This is a genomic window from Bacteroides sp. AM44-19 (assembly GCF_003603395.1).
GTDB lineage: Bacteria > Bacteroidota > Bacteroidia > Bacteroidales > Bacteroidaceae > Bacteroides > Bacteroides uniformis.
Genome location: NZ_QTNB01000007.1, coordinates 67,818 through 89,114, shown reverse-complemented (window position 1 = coordinate 89,114; position 21,297 = coordinate 67,818). Strand labels below are relative to the sequence as shown.

15 protein-coding genes are annotated in these 21,297 nt (G+C 50.7%); 4 read left to right on the top strand and 11 right to left on the bottom strand.

The genetic code is table 11. From position 1 onward, the window contains the following. Positions 1-56: 56 nt before the first annotated feature. From DW947_RS12465 to DW947_RS12445, 4 genes are all read left to right on the top strand, one after another. Positions 57-1,577, top strand: a complete 1,521-nt coding sequence (locus tag DW947_RS12465; protein ID WP_005830332.1) for a RagB/SusD family nutrient uptake outer membrane protein — start codon at positions 57-59, stop codon at positions 1,575-1,577. Between the two features lie 315 nt (positions 1,578-1,892). After that, the gene (gene bglX, locus DW947_RS12455; protein ID WP_034525957.1) at positions 1,893-4,229 is read left to right on the top strand and encodes a beta-glucosidase BglX; all 2,337 of its coding nucleotides are present in this window, start codon (positions 1,893-1,895) and stop codon (positions 4,227-4,229) included. 39 nt (positions 4,230-4,268) lie between these two features. Continuing rightward, positions 4,269-5,132, top strand: a complete 864-nt coding sequence (locus DW947_RS12450) for an endonuclease/exonuclease/phosphatase family protein (protein WP_008662722.1) — start codon at positions 4,269-4,271, stop codon at positions 5,130-5,132. 44 nt (positions 5,133-5,176) lie between these two features. Next, positions 5,177-6,511 carry a glucoamylase family protein gene (locus tag DW947_RS12445; RefSeq protein WP_034525907.1) on the top strand — a complete coding sequence of 445 codons (1,335 nt, stop codon included), beginning with the start codon at positions 5,177-5,179 and terminating at the stop codon, positions 6,509-6,511. Positions 6,512-6,598: 87 nt separating this feature from the next. Here the strand turns inward: DW947_RS12445 and DW947_RS12440 are convergent, their stop codons facing one another. From DW947_RS12440 to DW947_RS12395, 11 genes are all read right to left on the bottom strand, one after another. Continuing rightward, positions 6,599-9,130, bottom strand: coding sequence for a TonB-dependent receptor domain-containing protein (locus tag DW947_RS12440; RefSeq protein ID WP_008662721.1), 2,532 nt, complete (start codon positions 9,128-9,130; stop codon positions 6,599-6,601). 150 nt (positions 9,131-9,280) lie between these two features. Further along, positions 9,281-10,576, bottom strand: coding sequence for an MgtC/SapB family protein (locus DW947_RS12435; protein WP_005830344.1), 1,296 nt, complete (start codon positions 10,574-10,576; stop codon positions 9,281-9,283). A 34-nt stretch (positions 10,577-10,610) separates the two neighbouring features. Continuing rightward, entirely contained in the window at positions 10,611-11,078 is a 468-nt protein-coding gene (locus DW947_RS12430) for a CYTH domain-containing protein (protein WP_009037712.1), read from the bottom strand. A gap of 19 nt (positions 11,079-11,097) precedes the next feature. Continuing rightward, on the bottom strand, positions 11,098-11,232 hold the full coding sequence (locus DW947_RS21995) for a hypothetical protein (RefSeq protein WP_005830349.1): 135 nt from the start codon (positions 11,230-11,232) through the stop codon (positions 11,098-11,100). Positions 11,233-11,312: 80 nt separating this feature from the next. Beyond that, positions 11,313-12,428 carry a peptide chain release factor 2 gene (gene prfB, locus DW947_RS12425; protein WP_005830350.1) on the bottom strand — a complete coding sequence of 372 codons (1,116 nt, stop codon included), beginning with the start codon at positions 12,426-12,428 and terminating at the stop codon, positions 11,313-11,315. Positions 12,429-12,542: 114 nt separating this feature from the next. Continuing rightward, on the bottom strand, positions 12,543-13,295 hold the full coding sequence (locus DW947_RS12420) for a carbohydrate-binding family 9-like protein (RefSeq protein ID WP_008662718.1): 753 nt from the start codon (positions 13,293-13,295) through the stop codon (positions 12,543-12,545). Then, positions 13,292-14,692 (bottom strand): family 10 glycosylhydrolase, encoded by a 1,401-nt coding sequence (locus DW947_RS12415; RefSeq protein ID WP_008662717.1) that lies wholly within the window; start codon positions 14,690-14,692, stop codon positions 13,292-13,294. Before DW947_RS12415 ends, DW947_RS12420 begins: the two co-directional genes overlap by 4 nt. Positions 14,693-14,697: 5 nt before the next feature. Beyond that, complete coding sequence (locus tag DW947_RS12410) at positions 14,698-15,924, bottom strand: DUF5009 domain-containing protein (RefSeq protein ID WP_008662716.1); 1,227 nt, start codon at positions 15,922-15,924, stop codon at positions 14,698-14,700. A gap of 11 nt (positions 15,925-15,935) precedes the next feature. Beyond that, entirely contained in the window at positions 15,936-18,386 is a 2,451-nt protein-coding gene (locus DW947_RS12405) for a glycoside hydrolase family 9 protein (protein WP_057258726.1), read from the bottom strand. Positions 18,387-18,471: 85 nt separating this feature from the next. Beyond that, positions 18,472-19,557 (bottom strand): M57 family metalloprotease, encoded by a 1,086-nt coding sequence (locus DW947_RS12400; protein ID WP_008662714.1) that lies wholly within the window; start codon positions 19,555-19,557, stop codon positions 18,472-18,474. 128 nt (positions 19,558-19,685) lie between these two features. Next, positions 19,686-21,287, bottom strand: coding sequence for a SusD/RagB family nutrient-binding outer membrane lipoprotein (locus tag DW947_RS12395; protein ID WP_005834583.1), 1,602 nt, complete (start codon positions 21,285-21,287; stop codon positions 19,686-19,688). Positions 21,288-21,297: the final 10 nt, after the last annotated feature.

Sequence of the window (21,297 nt, the reverse complement as noted above, 5' to 3'; positions counted from 1 at the left end):
ACTTCAAACCTCCCCCGACTCCTTCAAAGGGAACGGGGAATGAAAAATATAAATTTATGAAACTGATAAAATACATATTTACATTGCTGGTGGGTGCAACAGCCCTCTCACTGACATCCTGCAACGACTTCCTGGACCGCGATCCGCTGGGGCAGTTCACGGAAGATGACTCTCCCAACGCCCTTGTAGGCGGGAAGATATTCAACGTCTACTACCTGATGCGCTCGTACGACATCACTGCCGGTATTCCTGCTTTTATGGTGCACATGGTGCGCAGCGAGGACTCCGAGAAAGGCAGTGACGCCGGCGACGGCAGCAACGAGGCCGCCATGTGGGACGACTTCGAATACACTGCCTCCAACGGGCCGCTCAGCGCCTATTGGGGACAGAACTACAAAATCATCTACCAGTGCAACGAAATCCTGGACGACATTGAGAAGAGCGGACACAAGGACGACACCGAAGCCATCCGCAACCGCGGCGAAGCGCTCTTCTTCCGTGCCTGGTGCTACTTCAACCTGGTACGCGCCTTTGGCGAAGTGCCGCTGGTCACCATCAAGGTAGTGGAAGCCTCCGATGCCAACGTGCCCAAGACCACGGCGGAAAAGATATACGAACAGATTGACAAAGACCTGACCGAAGCCGAAGAATGCCTGCCCCTGCGGTGGGACAGCGACTATACGGGACGGCTGACCTGGGGCGCCGCACGCTCCCTGCACGCACGCACCTATATGATGCGGAACGATTGGGACAATATGTACACAGCCTCCACCGAAGTGATAAAGTCGGGCATCTACAACCTGAATACACCGGTCGACAAAGTCTTCACCGTAGAAGGGGAAAACTGCGGCGAGAGCATCTTCGAACTGCAATGCGAAGCCACCGATGCCATGAAAGAGGATGCCAGCATCGGCAGCCAGTTCTGCCAGGTGCAAGGGGTGCGCGGAGCCGGCGAGTGGGACCTGGGATGGGGCTGGCACATGGCCACCAAACTGATGGGAGAAGCCTTTGAGCCGGGCGACCCGCGCCGGAACGCCACATTGCTCTACTTCCGCCGCAGCACGGACGAGCCCATCACACCGGAGAATACCAACCAGCCTTATGGCGAGTCACCCGTATCCACCGCCATGGGTGCCTACTTCAACAAGAAGGCCTACACGGACCCGACACTGCGCCGCAAGTACAGCCGTATGGGTTTCTGGGTAAACATCCGCCTCATCCGCTATCCGGACGTGCTGCTGATGGCTGCCGAAGCCGCCAACGAGAAAGGGCTGACGGGCGAAGCCGCCGGGTATCTGGAACAAGTACGCGCCCATGCCCGCGGCACACTGGCAGACGTGCTTCCGAAGGTAGAATCTGCCAGCCAGTCTGTGCTGCGTGACGCCATTCGCCACGAACGCCGCGTAGAGCTGGCACTGGAACCCGACCGCTTCTACGACCTCGTGCGCTGGGGCATTGCCAAAGAAGTGCTGCAAGCTGCCGGAAAGAATTACCAGGACAAGAATGCGCTGCTGCCTCTGCCCCAGACAGAGATAGACAAATCGAACGGAGTACTGGTACAGAACCCCGACTATTGATACCCGGCCAAAGGAAACAGCCGACCCAATCAATGGCAAAAGGTCTGTTTTATAACTTGCTATCAATCAAAGCATTGCTACTGCAAAGAGCTGCAAACTTTTTGCAGTGGCACTGCAAAAGTGTTGCAGTAGCACTGCACAACAGTTGCAGTGTCGCTGCAAAGCAGTTGCAGTAGCGCTGCAAATCGTTTGCAGTATCACTGCAGAGAAATTGCAGCACCGTTGCAAAGAAGTCATAGCGCCACTGCAATAGAGTGACGGCAATCTAAAAACAATGAAGGGAACATACTTACAAACAATTAATTCAATATGAATATGAAGAAAATTTTCAAGAGAACAAGTCTGCTGCTCGCGACCGCTTTAATAGGTGTCACCGCCACCGTGCAGGCGCAGAAATCTCCGCAGGACATGGACCGCTTCATCGACGCACTGATGCGCCGGATGACTGTGGAAGAGAAAATCGGCCAGCTCAACCTGCCCGTGACCGGAGAGATCACTACCGGTCAGGCAAAGAGCAGCGACGTGGCCAAGAAGATTGAGCAGGGGCTCGTGGGAGGGCTTTTCAATCTGAAAGGAGTGGCCAAGATACGCGACGTACAGAAACTGGCCGTAGAGAATTCCCGCCTGGGCATCCCCCTACTGTTCGGCATGGATGTGATACATGGCTATGAGACCATCTTCCCCATCCCCCTCGGCCTCTCCTGCACGTGGGATATGGCAGCCATCGAGCAGTCTGCCCGCATAGCCGCTACAGAAGCCAGTGCCGACGGTATCTCATGGACATTCAGTCCGATGGTAGACATCAGCCGTGACCCACGCTGGGGACGTGTATCCGAAGGGTCGGGAGAAGACCCGTTCCTCGGAGGTGCCATCGCCCGCGCCATGGTGTTGGGGTATCAGGGAAAAGACCCGGACGACCAACTGAAACGGAACGACGAAATCATGGCATGCGTCAAGCACTTCGCACTGTACGGTGCCGGAGAAGCCGGACGCGACTACAACACGGTAGACATGAGCCGCAACCGCATGTTCAACGAATACATGTACCCCTATGAAGCAGCCGTCCGCGCCGGAGTGGGTAGTGCGATGGCCTCCTTCAACGAAGTGGACGGCGTGCCCGCCACCGCCAACCACTGGCTGATGACAGATGTACTGCGCAAACAATGGGGCTTCAACGGTTTTGTGGTGACCGACTTTACCGGTATCTCCGAAATGGTGGAACACGGAATCGGCAACCTGCAGACCGTTTCCACCCGTGCGCTCAACGCCGGTGTGGACATGGATATGGTGAGCGAAGGTTTCGTAGGCACGTTGAAAAAGTCGCTCACCGAAGGCAAAATAACCATGAAGACGCTGGATGCAGCCTGCCGCCGCATCCTTGAAGCGAAATACAAGTTAGGGCTGTTCGATGACCCTTACAAATACTGCGACCTCAGCCGTCCCGCACGCGACATCTTCACCCGCGAGCACCGCGCCGCTGCCCGCCGGATTGCCGCCGAAAGCTTTGTGCTGCTGAAAAACGAACCTTTTGAGGGACAAGGCAAGAAGTCTTCTCGTCCCGTCCTTCCCTTAGAGAAGCAAGGCACCGTCGCCGTCATCGGCCCCCTGGGCAATACCCGCAGCAACATGCCCGGTACCTGGAGTGTTGCCGCACGCCTGGACGACTATCCCTCTCTGTACGAAGGATTGAAGGAGATGACAGCCAGCCGGGTGAACATCACCTACGCCAAAGGTAGCAACCTCATCAGTGATGCAGCCTACGAGGAACGCGCCACCCTATTCGGCCGTTCGCTGAACCGGGACAACCGTACGGATAAGAAACTGTTGGACGAAGCTTTGAAGGTGGCCTCCGGTGCCGACGTGATTGTAGCCGCCCTGGGCGAGTCTTCCGAAATGAGCGGTGAAAGCTCGAGCCGTACCGACCTCGGCATCCCCGACGTGCAACGCACCCTGCTGGAGGCCTTGCTGAAGACCGGCAAGCCCGTTGTACTAACCCTCTTCACCGGCCGGCCGCTGACGCTCACCTGGGAGCAGGAACATGTGCCCGCCATCTTGAACGTATGGTTCGGTGGCAGCGAAGCGGCCTATGCCATTGGCGACGTGCTGTTCGGCGACGTGAACCCAAGCGGTAAGCTGACCATGACTTTCCCGAAAAACGTGGGGCAGATACCCTTGTTCTACAACCATAAGAATACCGGACGACCGCTGGCAGAAGGCAAATGGTTCGAGAAGTTTCGCAGCAACTATCTGGATGTGGACAATGAGCCGCTGTATCCCTTCGGCTACGGTCTCTCGTACACCACTTTCCGGTACAGCGACATCGCCCTCAGTACCCCGGTCATGGGACAAAATGGCTCCACCACTGCCGTAGTCACCGTGACCAATACCGGCAAGCGTGACGGCGCAGAAGTCGTGCAGCTCTATATCCGCGACCTCGTAGGCAGCATTACCCGCCCCGTACGCGAGCTGAAAGGCTTTGAAAAGGTGTTCCTGAAAGCGGGCGAAAGCAAGACCGTATCCTTCAAGATTACCCCTGAGCTGCTCCGCTTCTACGACTACGACCTCAACCACGTGGCCGAGCCGGGAGATTTCGATGTGATGATAGGTGGCAGCAGCCAGGCAGAAAAGACAGCCCGACTGACACTGAAATAAAATAAAATATTTAATATTGCACTCTAAAAACAAGAAAACATGAGATATACTACTTTACTCCTTTGTTTTTGCAGCATTCTGCTCCTTGGCAGCTGCAAGAGCCAGCCCTCCGCACAGAACGGACAGCCGCTGGAAGTGATGACGTTCAATGTCCGCCTGGATATTCCTTCGGACAGTGTAAACAACTGGAATTACCGCAAGGGTGACGCCTGCCGTATGATAGCCTACTACAGCCCCGACTTGCTGGGCATGCAGGAAGTGCTTCACAACCAAATGGAAGACCTAAAACGCGGGCTGCCGCAATACACAGCACTCGGTGTGGGGCGCGACGACGGCAAGGAAGCAGGCGAATACTGCCCGATATTCTTCCGGACCGACCGGTTTACACTGGTGGAATACGGCAATTTCTCCCTCAGCGAGCAACCCGAAACTATCGGCATCAAGGGCTGGGACGCTTCCTACAACCGTGTCACCACCTGGGCGATACTGCAGGAAAAGAACAACGGACAAAAGTTTGTATATTTCAACACCCATCTGGACAACGACGGAAAGACAGCCCGCAAAGAGGGCGTGCAACTCATTCTCGACAAAATCAAGGAGATAGCACCGGACATGCCCGCCATCATCACCGGTGACTTTAACTGTACGCCCGGTGAAGAACCTCTGCAAACGCTGGAAAAGGGAGGAATGGAAAATGCCGCAAAGACAGCTGCCGTCACCTACGGTCCGTCCTGGTCTTTCCATGACTTCGGCCGTCTGCCGGTGGAGGAACGCGTACTGCTGGACTATGTCTTCGTGACCAAAGGCGCAAAGATAGACCGCTACCGCGTTATCCAAGACAAACCGGAGAACAGCTACCTTTCCGACCACTGTCCTATACTTGTTGAATTGACCGTGCAATGAATATAGATAAGTAAATGATAAAAAAACAAGTAAGCATTGGTACAATGAAAATACAATACAGTTTATTATTGTTCCTGCTGTTGCTCGGTTTCACGCAATGCAAAAGCCCCGCCGCCAAAGAAGACCGGCTGAGCGACGATGCCCTGATGGACACCGTACAGCGCCGTACCTTCAACTACTTCTGGGAAGGTGCCGAGCCCAACAGCGGACTGGCACGCGAACGCATCCACATGGACGGTGTCTATCCGGAGAACGACCAGAACGTAATCACGTCCGGTGGAAGCGGCTTCGGCATCATGGCTATACTTGCCGGTATAGACCGCGGCTATGTCACCCGCCAGGAAGGGCTGGAACGAATGGAGAAAATCGTCTCCTTCCTCGAAACCGCTGACCGTTTCCACGGTGCCTACCCACACTGGTGGTATGGCGATACGGGCAAGGTGAAACCCTTCGGGCAGAAAGACAATGGCGGCGACCTGGTAGAAACAGCCTTCATCATGCAGGCGCTGCTCTCCGTCCACCAGTACTACATCGACGGTTCGCCCGCCGAGCAAGCCCTCGCCGCCCGCATCGACAAGCTGTGGCGCGAAGTGGACTGGAACTTCTACCGCCAGAACGGCCAGAACGTGCTCTATTGGCACTGGAGTTCGGAATACGGTTGGGAAATGAACTTTCCCGTACACGGTTACAACGAATGCCTCATCATGTATATCCTTGCCGCCGCCTCGCCTACCCACGGCGTGCCTGCAGCAGTCTATCACGAGGGCTGGGCGCAGAACGGGGCCATTGTAGACCCTCATAAAGTGGAGAATATCGAGTTGCATCTGCGCTATCAAGGCACAGAAGCCGGACCGCTCTTCTGGGCACAATACTCGTTTCTCGGCCTCGACCCCATCGGGCTGAAGGATGAATACTGCGCCAACTACTTCGACGAGATGCGTAACCTGACGCTTGTGAACCGTGCCTACTGTGTCCGCAACCCCAAGCACTACAAAGGTTTCGGGCCCGACTGCTGGGGACTGACAGCCAGCTACTCCGTCAACGGATATGCCGCCCACGCTCCCAACGAACGCGACGACCAGGGAGTCATCTCTCCAACTGCCGCCTTGTCATCCATCGTCTATACCCCGGAACAGTCGTTGCAAGTGATGCGCCACCTCTACGAGATGGGAGATAAGGTCTTCGGCCCCTATGGCTTCTACGATGCTTTCAGCGAAACGGACAACTGGTATCCGCAGCGCTACCTCGCCATTGACCAGGGCCCGATAGCCGTCATGCTCGAGAATTATCGGTCGGGACTGCTGTGGAAGCTCTTCATGAGTCATCCGGATGTGCAGAAAGGGTTGAAGGAGTTGGGGTTCTCAACAGTCAGCAAGTAACTTACTATCATAAAAAATCCCCTTCTGAAACTTGTATTCTCTGATGAATAGCGAGGTACAAGTTTCAGAAGGGGATGTATTTACAACCTATTCACCGCCGCCACCGGAACCACTGCCACCGCTCTTCACATCATCATTGCTGATAGTGCGCGCAGCCTTTTTCACGCTTGCCTTCAACTCACCGATACGGTAGCTGACGCTTATGCCAAAGCGTTGGCGGCTGTACTTATAATTGCTTTCCCGTATAAAACCGCTGCCTTCGGTGGTGGAGCTTTGGTCCATATACTTCTTGAAGAAGTTGCTGGCAAAGGCAGACAAGGTGAGGCGCTTGTCCAAGAAGGACTTGTTGACGCTCAAGCCATAATCAAAGAAGCTGCTGCCCTTACCTTGCAGCATAATCCACGGCGTCTGTCCGAAGACATTCAGACTGATGCGCCAGTCATGGGGCAGCGTCTGCTGTGCACCGCCGTAGGCAAAGAGGCTCCAGCCATCGTTACGCATGCCTTCACTGCCCTCCAGATAAGAGTAATTGCCGCTCATGTTCATGTAGATACGTGTACGTGGAGTGGCATTCCAGTTGACGTAACCGTTCACACTGGCATAACGGGTCTTGCCGATGTTGGCATAGGTAGAATAAAGCACATCCTTGCCCGTGGGGTTCTTCAATCCCTCAATCTCCGTATCGGGCATGAGCCTTGTCACATTCTCAATACTGTTGTTGGTAAACGAGTAGCGGGCCGAGATATTGATATTGAACTTCTGTGTGAAGTTACTGTAACTCAAGTTGAAAGCATGGCTCTTCTCACTGTCCAGCTTCGGATTACCCTGGCTGATATAGGAGGGGTCCGTATCATTCAGATAAGGATTCAGAGACCAGATTCCCGGACGATAGATACGCATGTTGTACCCCAAACGCAGATTGGACATATCCGTCAGCTTGTAGCCGATAGAAGCGGAAGGCACTACGTCGTCGAAGTTCTTTGTGAAATCCTCGCCGCGGCCCACCAGATACTTCACATCTTGGATGGTATGCTCGTAGCGTAATCCCAAACGGCCCGAAAGTCTCTTCACCTTCAGTCCATATCCCAGATAGGCGGCGATAATATCGTTCAAATGCTTGTAGTGTGAGCTCTGGTCCTTGTTGTATTCATACTTTCCGGTATCGTCCGCATCAAAACGGTCGTCTTCGGAGGAGTTGTTGCGCAGAATGTACTTGGCACCTGCCTCCAATGTATGCAGCTTGCCGATAGGCGTGGTATAGTCGGCCTGGAACGTATGCTCCGTGGTATTCTGCTCACCGTCGTTATGCTGGTTCTTCAAACGGTTCAGATAGTCTGCCCAATCGGGGTTATAGCCATTGTCTATTTCATATTCCGTATAGGAATCCGACGTTTGCGGACGGGTGTTTATCTTGTAGGAGAACGTCAGCATGCGGTCCTTGACCTTGAACAGACGCTGGTAGTCGATACCTCCGTCGATGGAATACCAGGAAGACTTGCTGCGGTTGAAGGCAGAGTAGCTGTAAATGGGAGCAGCGTTTATGTTCTCTGGAAAGGTGGCGATGTAGTCCGTAGAGCCGTTACTCTTATTCCCACCGCCCCAAAGTCCGAAAGACATGGTAACCAAGCGTAATGTATCTATTTCGTAGCTGGCCTCCATGCTGCCCGACTGGAAAGAACCGTGTCCCTTGTTGCTGCCGTCATAGTCCAGATTGGAAGAATTCTCCGTAACAGCTTCCGGTGTCACATGCTGGCTACCACTGCTGTAGTTGCGGGGCTGGTCGTTGTAATTGTAATTGTAGCGGGCGCTGACGGTCAGCTTTCCGCTCTTTATGGTACCGAATGCCCCGCCGCCTGCACCGCGGTTGCTGACGTTGGCACTGAACGTAGCCGTATAGCCTTCGAGTCCGCTGCCCACGGTGACGATGTTCAGAATACCGCCCACACCCTCGGCGTCATACTTGGGGCCGGGATTGGTTATCACTTCAATATGCTTGATACTGTTTGCAGGCATACTTTTCAGCACTTCCGTCGGGTTGTTGCTCATCATGTTGTTGGGCTTTCCGTTGACATATACCTTAAAGCTGCTACTCCCGTTCACCTGAATATTGTCCTCGCCATCCACCGTTACCAACGGTACCTTGCGAAGCATTTCCAGCACGGAGTTCGACTGGGCGTCAGGGTCATCCTGCACATTGTACTCTATCTTGTCGATATCTGCCTTCACCAGAGGCTTCTGTGCCACTATTTCCACCTGCCCCAGCTCATTGGAGGCATCTACGATATACAGCGTGCCGAAGTCCACCAGCTTCTCCCCTGCCTTCACAGAAAAGTCCTTCACGATGGGAGTACGTCCCACGGAAGTGATGGTCATTACGAAGTTGCCCGTACCGGGAACTTTTTCCTGAAACTGGCCTTTCATATCCGTTACCAGCATTTTCAGCGCCTTTGCAGGGGCCTCTTTCTTCACGATTTTAATGGTAGCATAAGGTTCACCCTCCTGGGTGAGCGAGTCGAGCAAAATTCCTTTAACCTGGAAAGAAGTGTTTGCCGTGTTTTGCGCTGCAAGCAGTCCCGAAATCATCAGCATCCATAGCAGCACAGTCCATTTTGTTCTCATTGCGTTTTTATATTTAGTGACTATTCATGTTTATTGTCTTGGTATTAGACGTTTCCCGTTCGAGTTTTGTCACAATGAATTCGGCAAAAATAGCCCCTTTTTCATGCATTTACGAGACTTTCGGAGTTAAAAAAGCAAAAAGAAAGCAATTTAGAGAAAATAGAAGAAAAGTAACAGACAGATATTTGCGGCAATAACAGAGCCGAATCCCCCCAATATCCACGGCCGCAAAGGGCTTTTTCCACCGGCAAAGAATAACGCGTAGCACATGTTTACCGCTATATTGCTGACAATAGCCTGCATGCTGCAAGCCGTAATTACCAGCACCGCCACGCTGCCCGTCCCTTGAAGCAGGTTCAGGATGAAAGGAGTGATGTCACTGAAGCCCGAAATGAAAGAGAGCAGGTTCAGCCCACCCGTACCGGCATACACCAGCGTATAGTGTGTCAAGATAGTGAACACGACAAACAGCATGGCAAAAATCAGCGCCACTTTAAACTCCAACGGATTACTGCTGTCCTCGTCCTCCGTGGTCTGCGTGCCGTCGTCCACCCGTTTCCGCTTGGAATGCAGATACCATGCCACGGCTGCCGTCACCACCGACATTATCAGCAGGTAGGGATAAATGGCCAGTAGCGTCTCCCGGCTGAAAATACCTATCAATATCAAGAAACGGAGGAACATCATACTGACCGCCAACAACATGGCCGCCACATATTCGGGAGCATCCTGCACAGAAGCCTTACGGCTCTTTCGCGCCAGTACGGAAATGGTAGCCGTGCTGCTGTACAAGCCTCCCACGATGCCCGAAACCAGAATGCCCGACTCATGGAAAACGTAACGCTTCAACAGATAAGAAAGGTAGGAAATGCCCGATACAACCACCGTGGCCAGCCAAATACTGTATGGCGTCAGGTTGATGCCGGGAATAAGATTCTCATTGGGCAGCATCGGCAGGATAATGCCGCTGATGGCAAGGAACTTGGCAAGCGTAATCATCTCGTCGTTCTTCATGCGCTGGGCCAGTTCCGTGAAGGTGTGTTTCAGCTCGGTGAAGAGCAGGACGGTCACTATGACCATGACGTAGAACCACGACGGCTGCGTGGCCACAATGGGAGCAATGCAGTAGGTGATGAGTGCAATAATGATGGTGGTTACTCCGAACACATGGTACTGTGACTGCTTCACATAATAGTTCAGTCCGAGCAGCAGTCCCAGAATGGCTCCTCCTCCCATGAACAGACGATAGCCCGTAGGGTCGAGGATATAGAGCAGATAGCCCAGAATGCCTATAAAAGTGAAGGTGCGGTCGGTACCGAAAAGCGTAGTTTCCCCTTCGCGCTTCAAGCTGATTTTACGCTGTGAAAGCCCGATGAGTAAAGAGAATACAGTGACCAAAAGGAAGGTGACCAGTTCTCTTGGCAGGTAGTCGTAAAGTTTCTCCATGACGATTAAACAAGTACGGCATACAATTGGTTTGCTACCATGTGGTGAAAGGGTGTTTCATCAGTTGCGAGTTATAGTAGCGGACATCTCCCGTCACCTCCCGTCCGATGAATGCAGGTTTCACGAAAGGCTCGTCTTCCGAGGAGAGTTCCACCTCGGCCACAGTCAGTCCCTCATTCTCGCCATAGAATTCATCCACCTCAAAGACGTGCTGTCCGCTGCGCACCAGGTAACGGGTCTTGTCGATGATACCCGGTTCGCACAGCTTCAGCAATTCCCGCGCTTCGCACAGCGGAATTTCCTTTTCCCACTCGTAGCGGCTGGTTCCCGATTCATTGGATGCACCCTTGATGGTGAGAAATCCCCGTCCATCGCGGATGCGCACCCGTACTGTCCGTCCACGTACACTGCTGATGTATCCTTGTACGATACGGCTGTGTGCATACGCTTGTGGCTTGTATTCTCCCGTCACGAGGAATTTCCGTTCTATCTCCTGCGGCATGTCGTTTCCAGTGATTTTATCAGCCCCAGTAAGAGTAAGCCACAAACATGGCGATGACCAATACAATGGCTATTACTCCCATCGTCATCATCACTTTCTTGGCTTGTTGCTCTTCCTTCTGGCTGTGCATTGCTTTCTTTTTACTTTTTCCCATGGTGTGTTTTATAGTTTAAAGTTCAACGATGAACAAAGTAAGAAGAAATTCGGGAAGAATGCAAATGAAAGGGAGAAAATTTATTCGCCACTTCCTGCAAACTCCATCAGGTAAGCTTTGATAAAGCCGTCTATCTTTCCATCCATCACACCATTCACATCACTGGTCTGGAAGTTGGTACGGTGGTCCTTCACGCGGCGGTCGTCGAAGACGTAGCTACGAATCTGGCTACCCCATTCGATTTTCTTCTTACCGGCTTCCACCTTTGCCTGCTCGGCCATGCGGTGTTGGAGTTCCTTGTCGTAAAGCATGGAACGGAGAAGGCGGAGAGCGTTCTCGCGGTTCTTGGGCTGGTCTCGTGTCTCGGTATTTTCAATCAGGATTTCTTCCTCTTCGCCCGTATATGGATCCTTATACTGATAGCGCAGACGGACACCGGACTCTACCTTATTGACGTTCTGTCCACCGGCGCCACCACTTCGGAAGGTATCCCATGACATGCGGGCAGGTTCGATGTTCACCTCGATGGTATCATCTACCAAGGGAGTGACAAACACGGATGCAAAAGAAGTCATACGCTTGCCCTGGGCATTGTAGGGCGAAACACGCACCAAGCGGTGTACACCGTTCTCACCTTTCAGGTAGCCGTAGGCATAATCGCCGGAAATCTCGATGGTACAAGTCTTGATACCTGCCTCGTCTCCTTCCTGCAGGTTGGCGATGGTGGCCTTATAGCCGTGAGTCTCGGCATAGCGCAGATACATACGCATCAGCATGCTTGCCCAGTCCTGGCTCTCCGTACCACCGGCACCAGAGTTAATTTTCAGCACACAGTCCATCTGATCGGCTTCCTCGCGAAGCATATTCTTGAGTTCGAGGGCCTCGACAGCAGTGATTGCCTTGGCATAGGCATCGTCCACTTCCTCTTCAGTCACCAGTTCGTCTTTGTAAAAGTCGAAAGCCAGTTGTACCTCGTCAGTCAAGGTCTTTACCTCATTGTAGCCGGAAATCCATTGCTGCAAGCCTTTCACTTTCTTCATCTGAGCCTCGGCAGCCTTCTGGTCGTCCCAGAAACCGGGAGCCTGGGTGCGGAGCTGCTCTTCTTCCACCTGTATCTTCTTTCCTTCAATGTCCAGATAGCGATTCAACGCCTCGGTACGTTCTTTGATATCTTTCAGTTGTTCTGCGGTAATCATATATGCATTTACAATTTAGGAAGTGCAAAGGTATAAAAAAACACATAATTCCGCAATTGTCAATCCAATAAGTAATGCTAACGGCAAATGATTCCACCAGAACACCCTAAAGATTTATTCAAAAGACAAGGTGCCGAAAAAGGCCGGACAGTGGAACATGGGGCGTTCCAGCCCGATAGGACTCCAAGAAAGGAAGTGGGGAGTCTGGAGTTTGTCACCACACTTGTAGAAATTCCCTTTCATTGTTTTTCCGTCCAGAGAACCGACGGAATGCTGGAAGAAAACGGAAACGGGAATAACCATGGCCAGTTCCCATCTGCACTCGCCCAAACGTTCCTCGAAAGGTTCGCCGCCCAACGAGCTCCAACGTTTCACCATGCCCAGCACCTCCTGACTCGCCGTAGGACGGCGCTCATTGACTGCACCTCCCTGAATCAGCAGCCTGCCGGCGCAGTTACATTCGAAATTGTAATAGCGGTCGTCACCTTCGGGAGATACGAAGAATTCCACACAAGCATCTTCCCATACCCGGCCATTGTCTCCGGAGGCCACTGCACGCACACTGGCTTCCTTCACTTTGTAGTGGAGCAGGATTTCGCGCCCCGTATGGGCTATGCGGAAACTCACTTCCGGCTTGTAGGGATAATCTTTCCAGTTGACCACATCAAGGGGCTGAAACTCTATCCCGTTCCCGTCCAGCAAGGACGGCACAGCCCCACCTTCCGGTGAAGCCGTACACATTACTTTCCTTACGGGCAAACTCTTTCCACTCTGAGCATTGCAATAAACCATGCCTACCATCGAAAACACAAAGAGCAGAAAGAGTTTGCTCCCGTAATCTCTCACTATCATAAAACGTCCTTTCATTTCTTAGAAGAATCCTTGTCTGCCACTGTCACATCCCATCCGGAAACGACATCGCCGTAAAGATAGAACGTCACGTCAAAAGTAGTCTTGCTATTATTGTCTACCACCTGATAACAGCGCGTTGCGTCGTAGGAATCCACCTCCTTGTACTCGCCCAATGCCAGCGGAGCCGGCTCTTCCTTACCGGCAGCCGTGGCTATGATTTGCTGCATGCGTTCCTGCATCAGTTTCATAATGCCTTCGTGTTTGAACGGATCCGGTTCGGCCACCTTAGGATAGGTTGCCTTTATCACTCCACCGTTGGCGGCACGCACGGCTCTGACACTGTCCGTATAAGCCTTGAACTGCTTCTTCACCTCCGGAGAACGCAGACCGAGCATCGTAAACACGGCAATTCCCTGGGCGCCGTTGTTCAAGGCGGCATCCATGCACTCAAACATCATCGGCCCGTCCGTGGCGGTCATGCCACAATACAGCGTCGTCATGTCGTTCTTGTCGCGTGCATTCTCCACCGTACAGTCGGAAATGAAGCTGGCATCGCCCGTATAGAAAGTATGGTAAACCATCGGGAATACAATGTCAAGATTCCATTTGCCCCAGTCCTGACGTACCATGCGCGAGGACATCTTCGGAGTAGGGAACGGAGAGGCAGCCATTGTCTTGCCGTAGGAGTGTACCACTTCGGCAATCATATTGGCCACTTCGGTTATCTGGTCGCAACGGAACTGACGCCACTTCACATCAAGCGAAGGGTCTTCCTGTTCGCGAGGGTCATAACCATGCTGCTCCTTGAACTTCTTGAGCATTTCCGGATGATAGCCGTAATCCCATGCAGCGTATTCACGGTCCTGCACAATGCCGTAGCGAGGCCACAAGGTAGTAGGAAGCACCACATCCACAAAACGGTGGTAGTCGATGGCAATGCCGTTCAAACCTTCCACTTCGCAATAGGCCTTGATTTTCTCCTTGATGAACTCACGGACTTCGGGCAGTGCCGGGCAAAGGAATTTGTAATAGCCTACGTAGGCGGTAGTGTCTGCCAGGCTCTTGCCGTTACGGTTCACACTGAACCATTCGGGATGTTCTTTCAATATTTTGTCACGGTCGTGTTCCAGATTCATGGTCCATAGCCAGGCATACACTTCGATTCCGTGTTTATGGGCAATCGGTATGGCTACCCGGTAATCGTCGGGAGTCGGTGCATTCAGCATGATTCCGTCCATGCCGATGTCGTTCATCACTTGGCAAATGGAGTCGAAGTTCATACCGGGACGATAGTCCAGCCACGTCCAGAACATGGGATATTCTTTGTTTGTCTCTTTAGTTCCCTGCTGGCACGAAAACAGGCCCAGCGCCAGGAACAGCAATAAGAATGCAGGTAAAAAGTTCTTTTTCATTCTATCTAAATTTTAAGTTTAACGTGCAGTTTTTCCATCACCCAGGTAACGCCGATTACCACAAAGGCAAAGCAGAGGCAATTGACCAGTCCCATGAATCCATGCGTAAACCAGTCCGGCAGGATAACACCGGTCACATCGGCGAATCCATAAAAGACATAAGGCACCAGATAGGTAGTCAGCGTAGCCGTTCCGGCAGGGCGTATCAGATTGAACCAGCCCGTGACCTGATGACTGACCAAGCAGCCAAGCACCGTATAGAGTGCCACGGAAATGGCAGTTACATAGAACACCCAGGGAGGAGTGCCGCCTATCTTGGCTACAATCCAAAAATGATGCGCCCCTATCCCGGCCAACAGAAGCAGGACAGCAGCCGTCAGCCCGTTGCGAAGTTTCCAACCGTCACCCTTGTCGGCATAGCGGGCACTGAGAATGGAAAGGATGATACCTCCCATTGTAAATGCGGGCAAAGCTCCGTTGCCGATGTGCAGGATGCCCAGCATACCTTGATAGAAGTTACGTTCGGGAAAGGTAAGAATGGCCTCGCCGCCAAAGCTTTCGCGCAAAGGCGTGCCCAACAGACATATCAGAATGAAGACTCCCCAGATGGGCAGCAGATACTTCAACCGGTCACGGCTGAAGAAATAAATCACGGCACATACCAGATAAGTCCAGCCGATGGATCCCAATATTCCCCAATAAGCCCCGAATACACCTTCCTGCGGATTGCGGAAGGTAAAGGCAAGGTAGAGAAGAACCAATACGCCGATTATCTTGAAAGCACGGAAAAGGTTCTTCTGAGTACCGGAAGCCGGTTTCGGATATTGGTTCCACACGCCGATAAAGCCTATGGCCATCAAGAACCAGTATACCCCTATCGGATAGGGAGCTTCCGGTGAAAGCCGGAACTCCGAGTTTGTGATGAATGCCCCCATCACCAGCAAAGCAAAGGTGCGGGAAAGGATATGTCCTAAGGTGGATTCTGCCGAAAAGCCTTTGGCATATCTGCGTTCGATGGCGTATGGTATGGACATTCCCACTGCAAACAAGAAGCAGGGGAATACAATATCCGCCAGTCCCATAAAGTCTTCACCATAAACGGCATGTTCCAGCCAATGGGGTACGTCATGCACTTTCCAGAAGTCATTGACGAAAATCATGGTGAACATGGTCAACGCCCTCAGCATGTCAATGGCCGGATTGCGCCGTGAATAAACAGTCTTGTCACTCATATCATCTTGCTTTAGAATTCGGAAACCAACATCAGCCATCTGGCAGCCGAAGAGCCCCAGACTTCCTTATAAGTAGCCGTATTGAACTGCGGCCAGTAGGGAGCATCTTCATTGAAATAAGACTGCATACCTACGGGTATCTCTCCTACCGTTTCTCCGGGCAGTGCCGTATAGAGCTGCGGATAGTTGCTGCCCTCCCCATAAATCATGGACTGTCCGAAAGGATTCCTGCCTACAACCCAGAAGAGCTGCTGTTCGGCAATGTCTTTCAGTTCCTTGTCCTTCAACACTCTGGCGCAAATGGCTGCGGCTTTTCCGGTAGACAAATGTACGGCAATATTTCCTTTGAACGAGAACCAGACGGGGAATATACGCAAGTAATGCTCCTTATCCAGACGGATACCGTTCTCGAGCTGTTCTTTGAAATCCTTCGCAGCACCACTGCGAATGCCTACCTGGACGGCGTAGAAGTTGACGGAGTCCTTCACTTCATCCTTGTGATAGATGCCGCTGGGCACCATTCCATAAGGATATACATACTTCATGATGTTCTTCAGATAACCGCCATAGAGTTTCATGGCACGAATCCACTGCTCATACTCGGCATGACGGGGCTGCGTTTCGCAGAGGGCGGCAAGGGCTTCCATGTAGGCATAATCGCGAGACTGATGAGTATAGTGTACAATGGACTTCTTTGCCAAATCGCGATAGAAGAAGCCGCAGGTCTTGTCTTTGTCTTTCAACGGTTCGGTGCGCTGGCACTGCAAGGTGTAGCGGATGGCTTTTACAGCCTCATCGGCATACTGCTGTTCGCCGGTCAGCTTATAGAGCATGCTGGCCGCCCATGAGATGTTGGCGTGATACTGGCTCTCGGATGCCATGGCGGCATGTCCCCCACCCTTCTTTATCAGCTCGGCAAAGCCAAGTTCGTTGAAGCGCTTCATGGCATAGCCGAAGTCTTCCTTTGCAATCTTCTTCAGATTACCCTTAAGCGACTCGTCATTTTCAATCCTCATGGAGGCATACGCTTCAATTCCTGCAAGCAGGAAATTCTCCAAAGCTCCGTTATGGACAAGCAGTTCGCGGCGACCGGCATCATCGTCGGTGCCCACCTTACCGTCGGTCCATAGGTTGGTGCCCCATGTCTGTGCACGGTAGCCATCGCCCAGACGGGTCTTCATCACATAGTCCATTCCCCACAAAGCCTCTTCCATCAGGCGGTTGTACAAGTCTATATTGCCTTTTTCTTTGGCACGTTCGGCCATCAAGAGCAAGGAATAGGCTATCTCTCCCGTCTGTAAGGTCTGTTGGGACATATCGGCGGCATCGTGCCATCCTCCGTTTATATGAATGATATGTCCGTTGTAAGTGGCATGCAGGTCATTATGACAAGCCCCGTGCTTTCCGGGAACGGGATAACCGCAACGCTCGCAGAACAGGAAGTTCACCATACGCCAGGCAGAATCATCCCACACATCCTGATGGATATAGAAAGGCAAGGTGGTGACATCCCCTACCTGAATGACGTAACGGCCTTGTGTCTTGAAGTCCGAGAAGTCTATTGTCTCGAACTCTCCCAGGCCGGTCTTTTCCTTACGAACGGGACCGGTATAAACAATGGCCTGCGTAGCGGCATCCTTCAACTGGAACTGTCCGCCGTGCTTTTCCACATTGACAATGGCGCTTTTGGGGCTCTCTATACTATAACCGGTAGTAGAGAAGATGATGCGATTCTGTGCAGGCATCCAGCCTTTCACGGTTTCCGGGTTCTCCACCTTCTGAAGTTCCACGGCATCTACATCGAAGCGAAGGAAGTCGCCCATAGTACGTTCTTTGCCGAACACTTCGATGGCAAATGAAATCTTGGTTACCTTGTCGCGCGCCAGTCCGGACATCTCGACGAAGCATTCGTTCCATTGGTTATTTTTCAGATTGATTTCGTGGTAGCCTTCCCGACCGTAAATGTCGGGTACTTTTATTTCTCCGTCATTCTCCACATAAAGGTTGAGGTAGATGCTGCGTGCTCCTTCGCACGTGGGATAGATATAGAACTTCAGGCGGTTGTAACCTTCCCAGTTCACACCTCCTATATCATAAGAGGCCATGCAAGTGCCGCGTCCCAAACCCCAGCCAAGAATCTTCTCCGGATGGGCGGGAGCTTCCAGACGCAGACTGTGCTTGCCGGACTTGCTCCGTTCGTCAGTCAAACCAATCTTACCGATGCCCTTATGCGACCATTTGGAGAAATCCTCCATATCACACAGCATCACGGTTTCCAACACTTTCTTTTTCAAGCCGAATGTTTCGAAAGCCTTTGTCTCGTCGAGCGGTAACGGACTGTGCACGTAGCCCGTGCTGACGATGTCGGCTTTCAACTTTTCATCTACCTGGGCATGAAGCAAAACGCAGCAACCGATAACTAAATCAAAAAGCAAAAAGATAAGTTTTATTACATTCTTCATCATATTATAATTATTAAGTTATAAGGTGATTAAAGCATAAAGGAGAAGAAAATTAGTACAAATATATGAGGAACTATGCCTAATCTCAATTTTCAACAAGTCTTTGAATAGTTGTTTGAGTGGCATACTCTCTACTAATACAATAAGTTTCTCCATATACAGTAGTAACATATGCCCTAAGTTCAGAAGTTACAGGACTACCAAAAATAACTTTAGCAGCATCTCCTTCGGAAGCAAGCAAAAACATGCCTGTAGTCCCCCATTCATATTTCAGAATAGGGTGATTGCCGACAACACGTACCATATACACGTCAACTCCAAAGCGCTTTACCTCTGTTGGGTAATTAACAAAATCTCCTTCAAAAAATCGAGGATACAAATAACTTATCGCTGATTTATCTCCCTCACTAAACCCAGACCATTGATATTCGGCAGTTCCTCCATTCATCACAGAATAGGGATCTGAATCAAAAGTTCCAGTAATACCATTGGCCACAGATTCACCCAATGATTTCCAATTTGTATGCCTTAGTCCGAAGCAATGTCCCAACTCATGTACCATATTATATATCTTCTGAAGTCTTGGAATGGTTTTGTTATAATCATAATCCAAATTTATCCAAATAGAGGAACCTGGTTTTCCATTCATAGGCCAAGAGCCTGCCGCAATAGTATTGTTCGGTAAAGGAGCGCTAGCATCACTACGGATGAGTATATCCGGATTGGCAGCTGTAGTATAAGTCATTTTAAGGTTACTAAGAGGATTCCACAGATTGATGGCTTCCTGTATTTCATCTCGCCAATCATCCACACCTGATGCAGGTATCGAGCTATCAACACCAACGGTAATTGCTCTTTGTTTGGGGTGACCAATTAAACCGGTAGTATGATAAGCCTGCCTTGTTTGTGGTTGACTATAAGTGACAAGTTTACTTTTTTCAAGGTATATATCACCTTGAATAAGATAACCTGACTTCAACTCTACCACATCTAAAGTATCGAATCCAAGTGATTGGATTATACACATACCATCTTCTATTGAAACGCTTTGCTGTTCTTCTTGTTCTTCAAAGTCAACAGTTTCCAACTCATTATAACAAGCGCTCATAAACATTAAAAACATAGAATAGCATAATATAAACAAGCCATTCACGAGATATTTTGAATTCATAATAATCAATTATTATATTAAACAAAAAATACATAAAGGGAAATATGAAATATGTTTTTCATACTTCCCCTTAAAAAAACATGCTTCAAAAAGTCCTCATCACTTAATCTCTATGATAATAATGCGGATTAGAAGTTCGGTTTATCTACATCCCAGAAGATGCGAGTACCGCCATTGTCCGGTCCGCCCAACATTTCGACGGCTTTGGCATAACCGGTAGGATTATTGCCTTTTTCATTGATGGTGAAGGGTAAACGGCGTGGGCCAAGATCTGTATCAATCTCACCTTGACTGTAGTTCACCATTACCGGGAATAATTTGGGATAACCAGTGCGACGTATCTCAGCCCAGCCATTCATACCTTCAGGATAAATAGCAATCCAGCGTTGTGTGGCAATCTTAGCAAATTTTTCCTCGTTACTCAAAGACTCGTCCCATTTAGCAGTCACCTTGCTCTGGCCTTCAATGCTGGCAGCGGGAATAACGGGGTCTACATACGCTGCAGCAGTAGTCGTACTGCTTAAATAATCGCCCACAGCGGCTCCCCATTGTTCGAACGATGTCCGTATACCCTTTTCATACAAGCTCTGAGCGGTGCCCTTACCATTTACATCCCAACCACGCAAAGCAGCTTCGGCTTCCAACAAAATGGTTTCGGCAGCAGTTGCCAAAATAGCAGGAGAGGTTTCTGTCAAGTTGGGTCGACTTACAATCGCCTTATAGGCATCCGAAAACCCTTCTTCTTCCAGTCCTTTAATACCAAGACGAATACCAAAATATTCACTCTTGCTGTTCTGTGTAGCATACTTATCAAGACGCGCATCGCCCATACCAGACAAGATAGAAGGAATATTAGCGCCTAAAACACCATCTCCATAGTTGAATGCAATACCGTAAAGCGGATTGACATAACCGTTTCCTGCAATGCCGAAATTAGCATCATTGGTTTCAATCAATCCATTACTATCGTTCATGGCAGCTTCCGCCTCACTTTTTGCCCAAGCAGCATCATACTTCACAATACGCATGGCCAAACGCAAACGAATGGTGTTACACAACTGCGCCCATTTGTTCAAGTTACCTCCATAGGCATAATCAAACATCATAAACGAAGCCACATCCTTTTCTTTAGCAGTACGCAGCACGTCTGCAGCTTCTTTCAATTCTTCAAAGAATTTTTTATAAGCATCCTGTCCTGAATCATACTCACCACCAGTAGCCGATTCGCCATAGTGAGAATAGATAATACATCCGTATTGGTCGGCAAGACGCGACATAGCTATTACGCGGCAGATGGTATTGATAGCCTCGAAATGGGCATACGTCTCCATATCGTCTTTGCACTTGTTGGTGATTTTCAAGCTTTCCACCATTACGTTTCTATAAGCATAATCCCAACAGTTGTCATTCCATCCTGCATTCATGGCATAGGTCACATTACTTACATTGCCGGCAAATGCAGTAGCCGTACTGATATAGCCTGACCACAAATCGGCATTCAAATTTTGAATAAGCTGATATTCCCATACATTGACACCTGCATTTTTATTATAATAGATAGACTGCATCATGGGAATGAAGTGCATACCAATGTAGTTGTTATCTTGTTTTAGTTCTTCATCGCTCACTCCCTTCGGATTAGTGTTCATATCCTCGAACGCTCCCGTACATGCCGAGAATAAGGTAGCTGCCAGCAGCGCTACAGCTGTAAGTCTAAATATATTTTTCATAATCATATCT

Coding starts and splice junctions, on each gene's coding strand:
- DW947_RS12430 (WP_009037712.1), bottom strand. CDS start 11,078: ATGCCGCAGGAGATAGAACGGAAATTCCTCGTGACGGGAGAATACAAG.
- DW947_RS12420 (WP_008662718.1), bottom strand. CDS start 13,295: ATGAAAGGACGTTTTATGATAGTGAGAGATTACGGGAGCAAACTCTTT.
- DW947_RS12410 (WP_008662716.1), bottom strand. CDS start 15,924: ATGAGTGACAAGACTGTTTATTCACGGCGCAATCCGGCCATTGACATG.
- DW947_RS21995 (WP_005830349.1), bottom strand. CDS start 11,232: ATGGGAAAAAGTAAAAAGAAAGCAATGCACAGCCAGAAGGAAGAGCAA.
- DW947_RS12395 (WP_005834583.1), bottom strand. CDS start 21,287: ATGAAAAATATATTTAGACTTACAGCTGTAGCGCTGCTGGCAGCTACC.
- DW947_RS12435 (WP_005830344.1), bottom strand. CDS start 10,576: ATGGAGAAACTTTACGACTACCTGCCAAGAGAACTGGTCACCTTCCTT.
- bglX (WP_034525957.1), top strand. CDS start 1,893: ATGAAGAAAATTTTCAAGAGAACAAGTCTGCTGCTCGCGACCGCTTTA.
- DW947_RS12400 (WP_008662714.1), bottom strand. CDS start 19,557: ATGAATTCAAAATATCTCGTGAATGGCTTGTTTATATTATGCTATTCT.
- prfB (WP_005830350.1), bottom strand. CDS start 12,428: ATGATTACCGCAGAACAACTGAAAGATATCAAAGAACGTACCGAGGCG.
- DW947_RS12465 (WP_005830332.1), top strand. CDS start 57: ATGAAACTGATAAAATACATATTTACATTGCTGGTGGGTGCAACAGCC.
- DW947_RS12445 (WP_034525907.1), top strand. CDS start 5,177: ATGAAAATACAATACAGTTTATTATTGTTCCTGCTGTTGCTCGGTTTC.
- DW947_RS12405 (WP_057258726.1), bottom strand. CDS start 18,386: ATGAAGAATGTAATAAAACTTATCTTTTTGCTTTTTGATTTAGTTATC.
- DW947_RS12415 (WP_008662717.1), bottom strand. CDS start 14,692: ATGAAAAAGAACTTTTTACCTGCATTCTTATTGCTGTTCCTGGCGCTG.
- DW947_RS12450 (WP_008662722.1), top strand. CDS start 4,269: ATGAGATATACTACTTTACTCCTTTGTTTTTGCAGCATTCTGCTCCTT.
- DW947_RS12440 (WP_008662721.1), bottom strand. CDS start 9,130: ATGAGAACAAAATGGACTGTGCTGCTATGGATGCTGATGATTTCGGGA.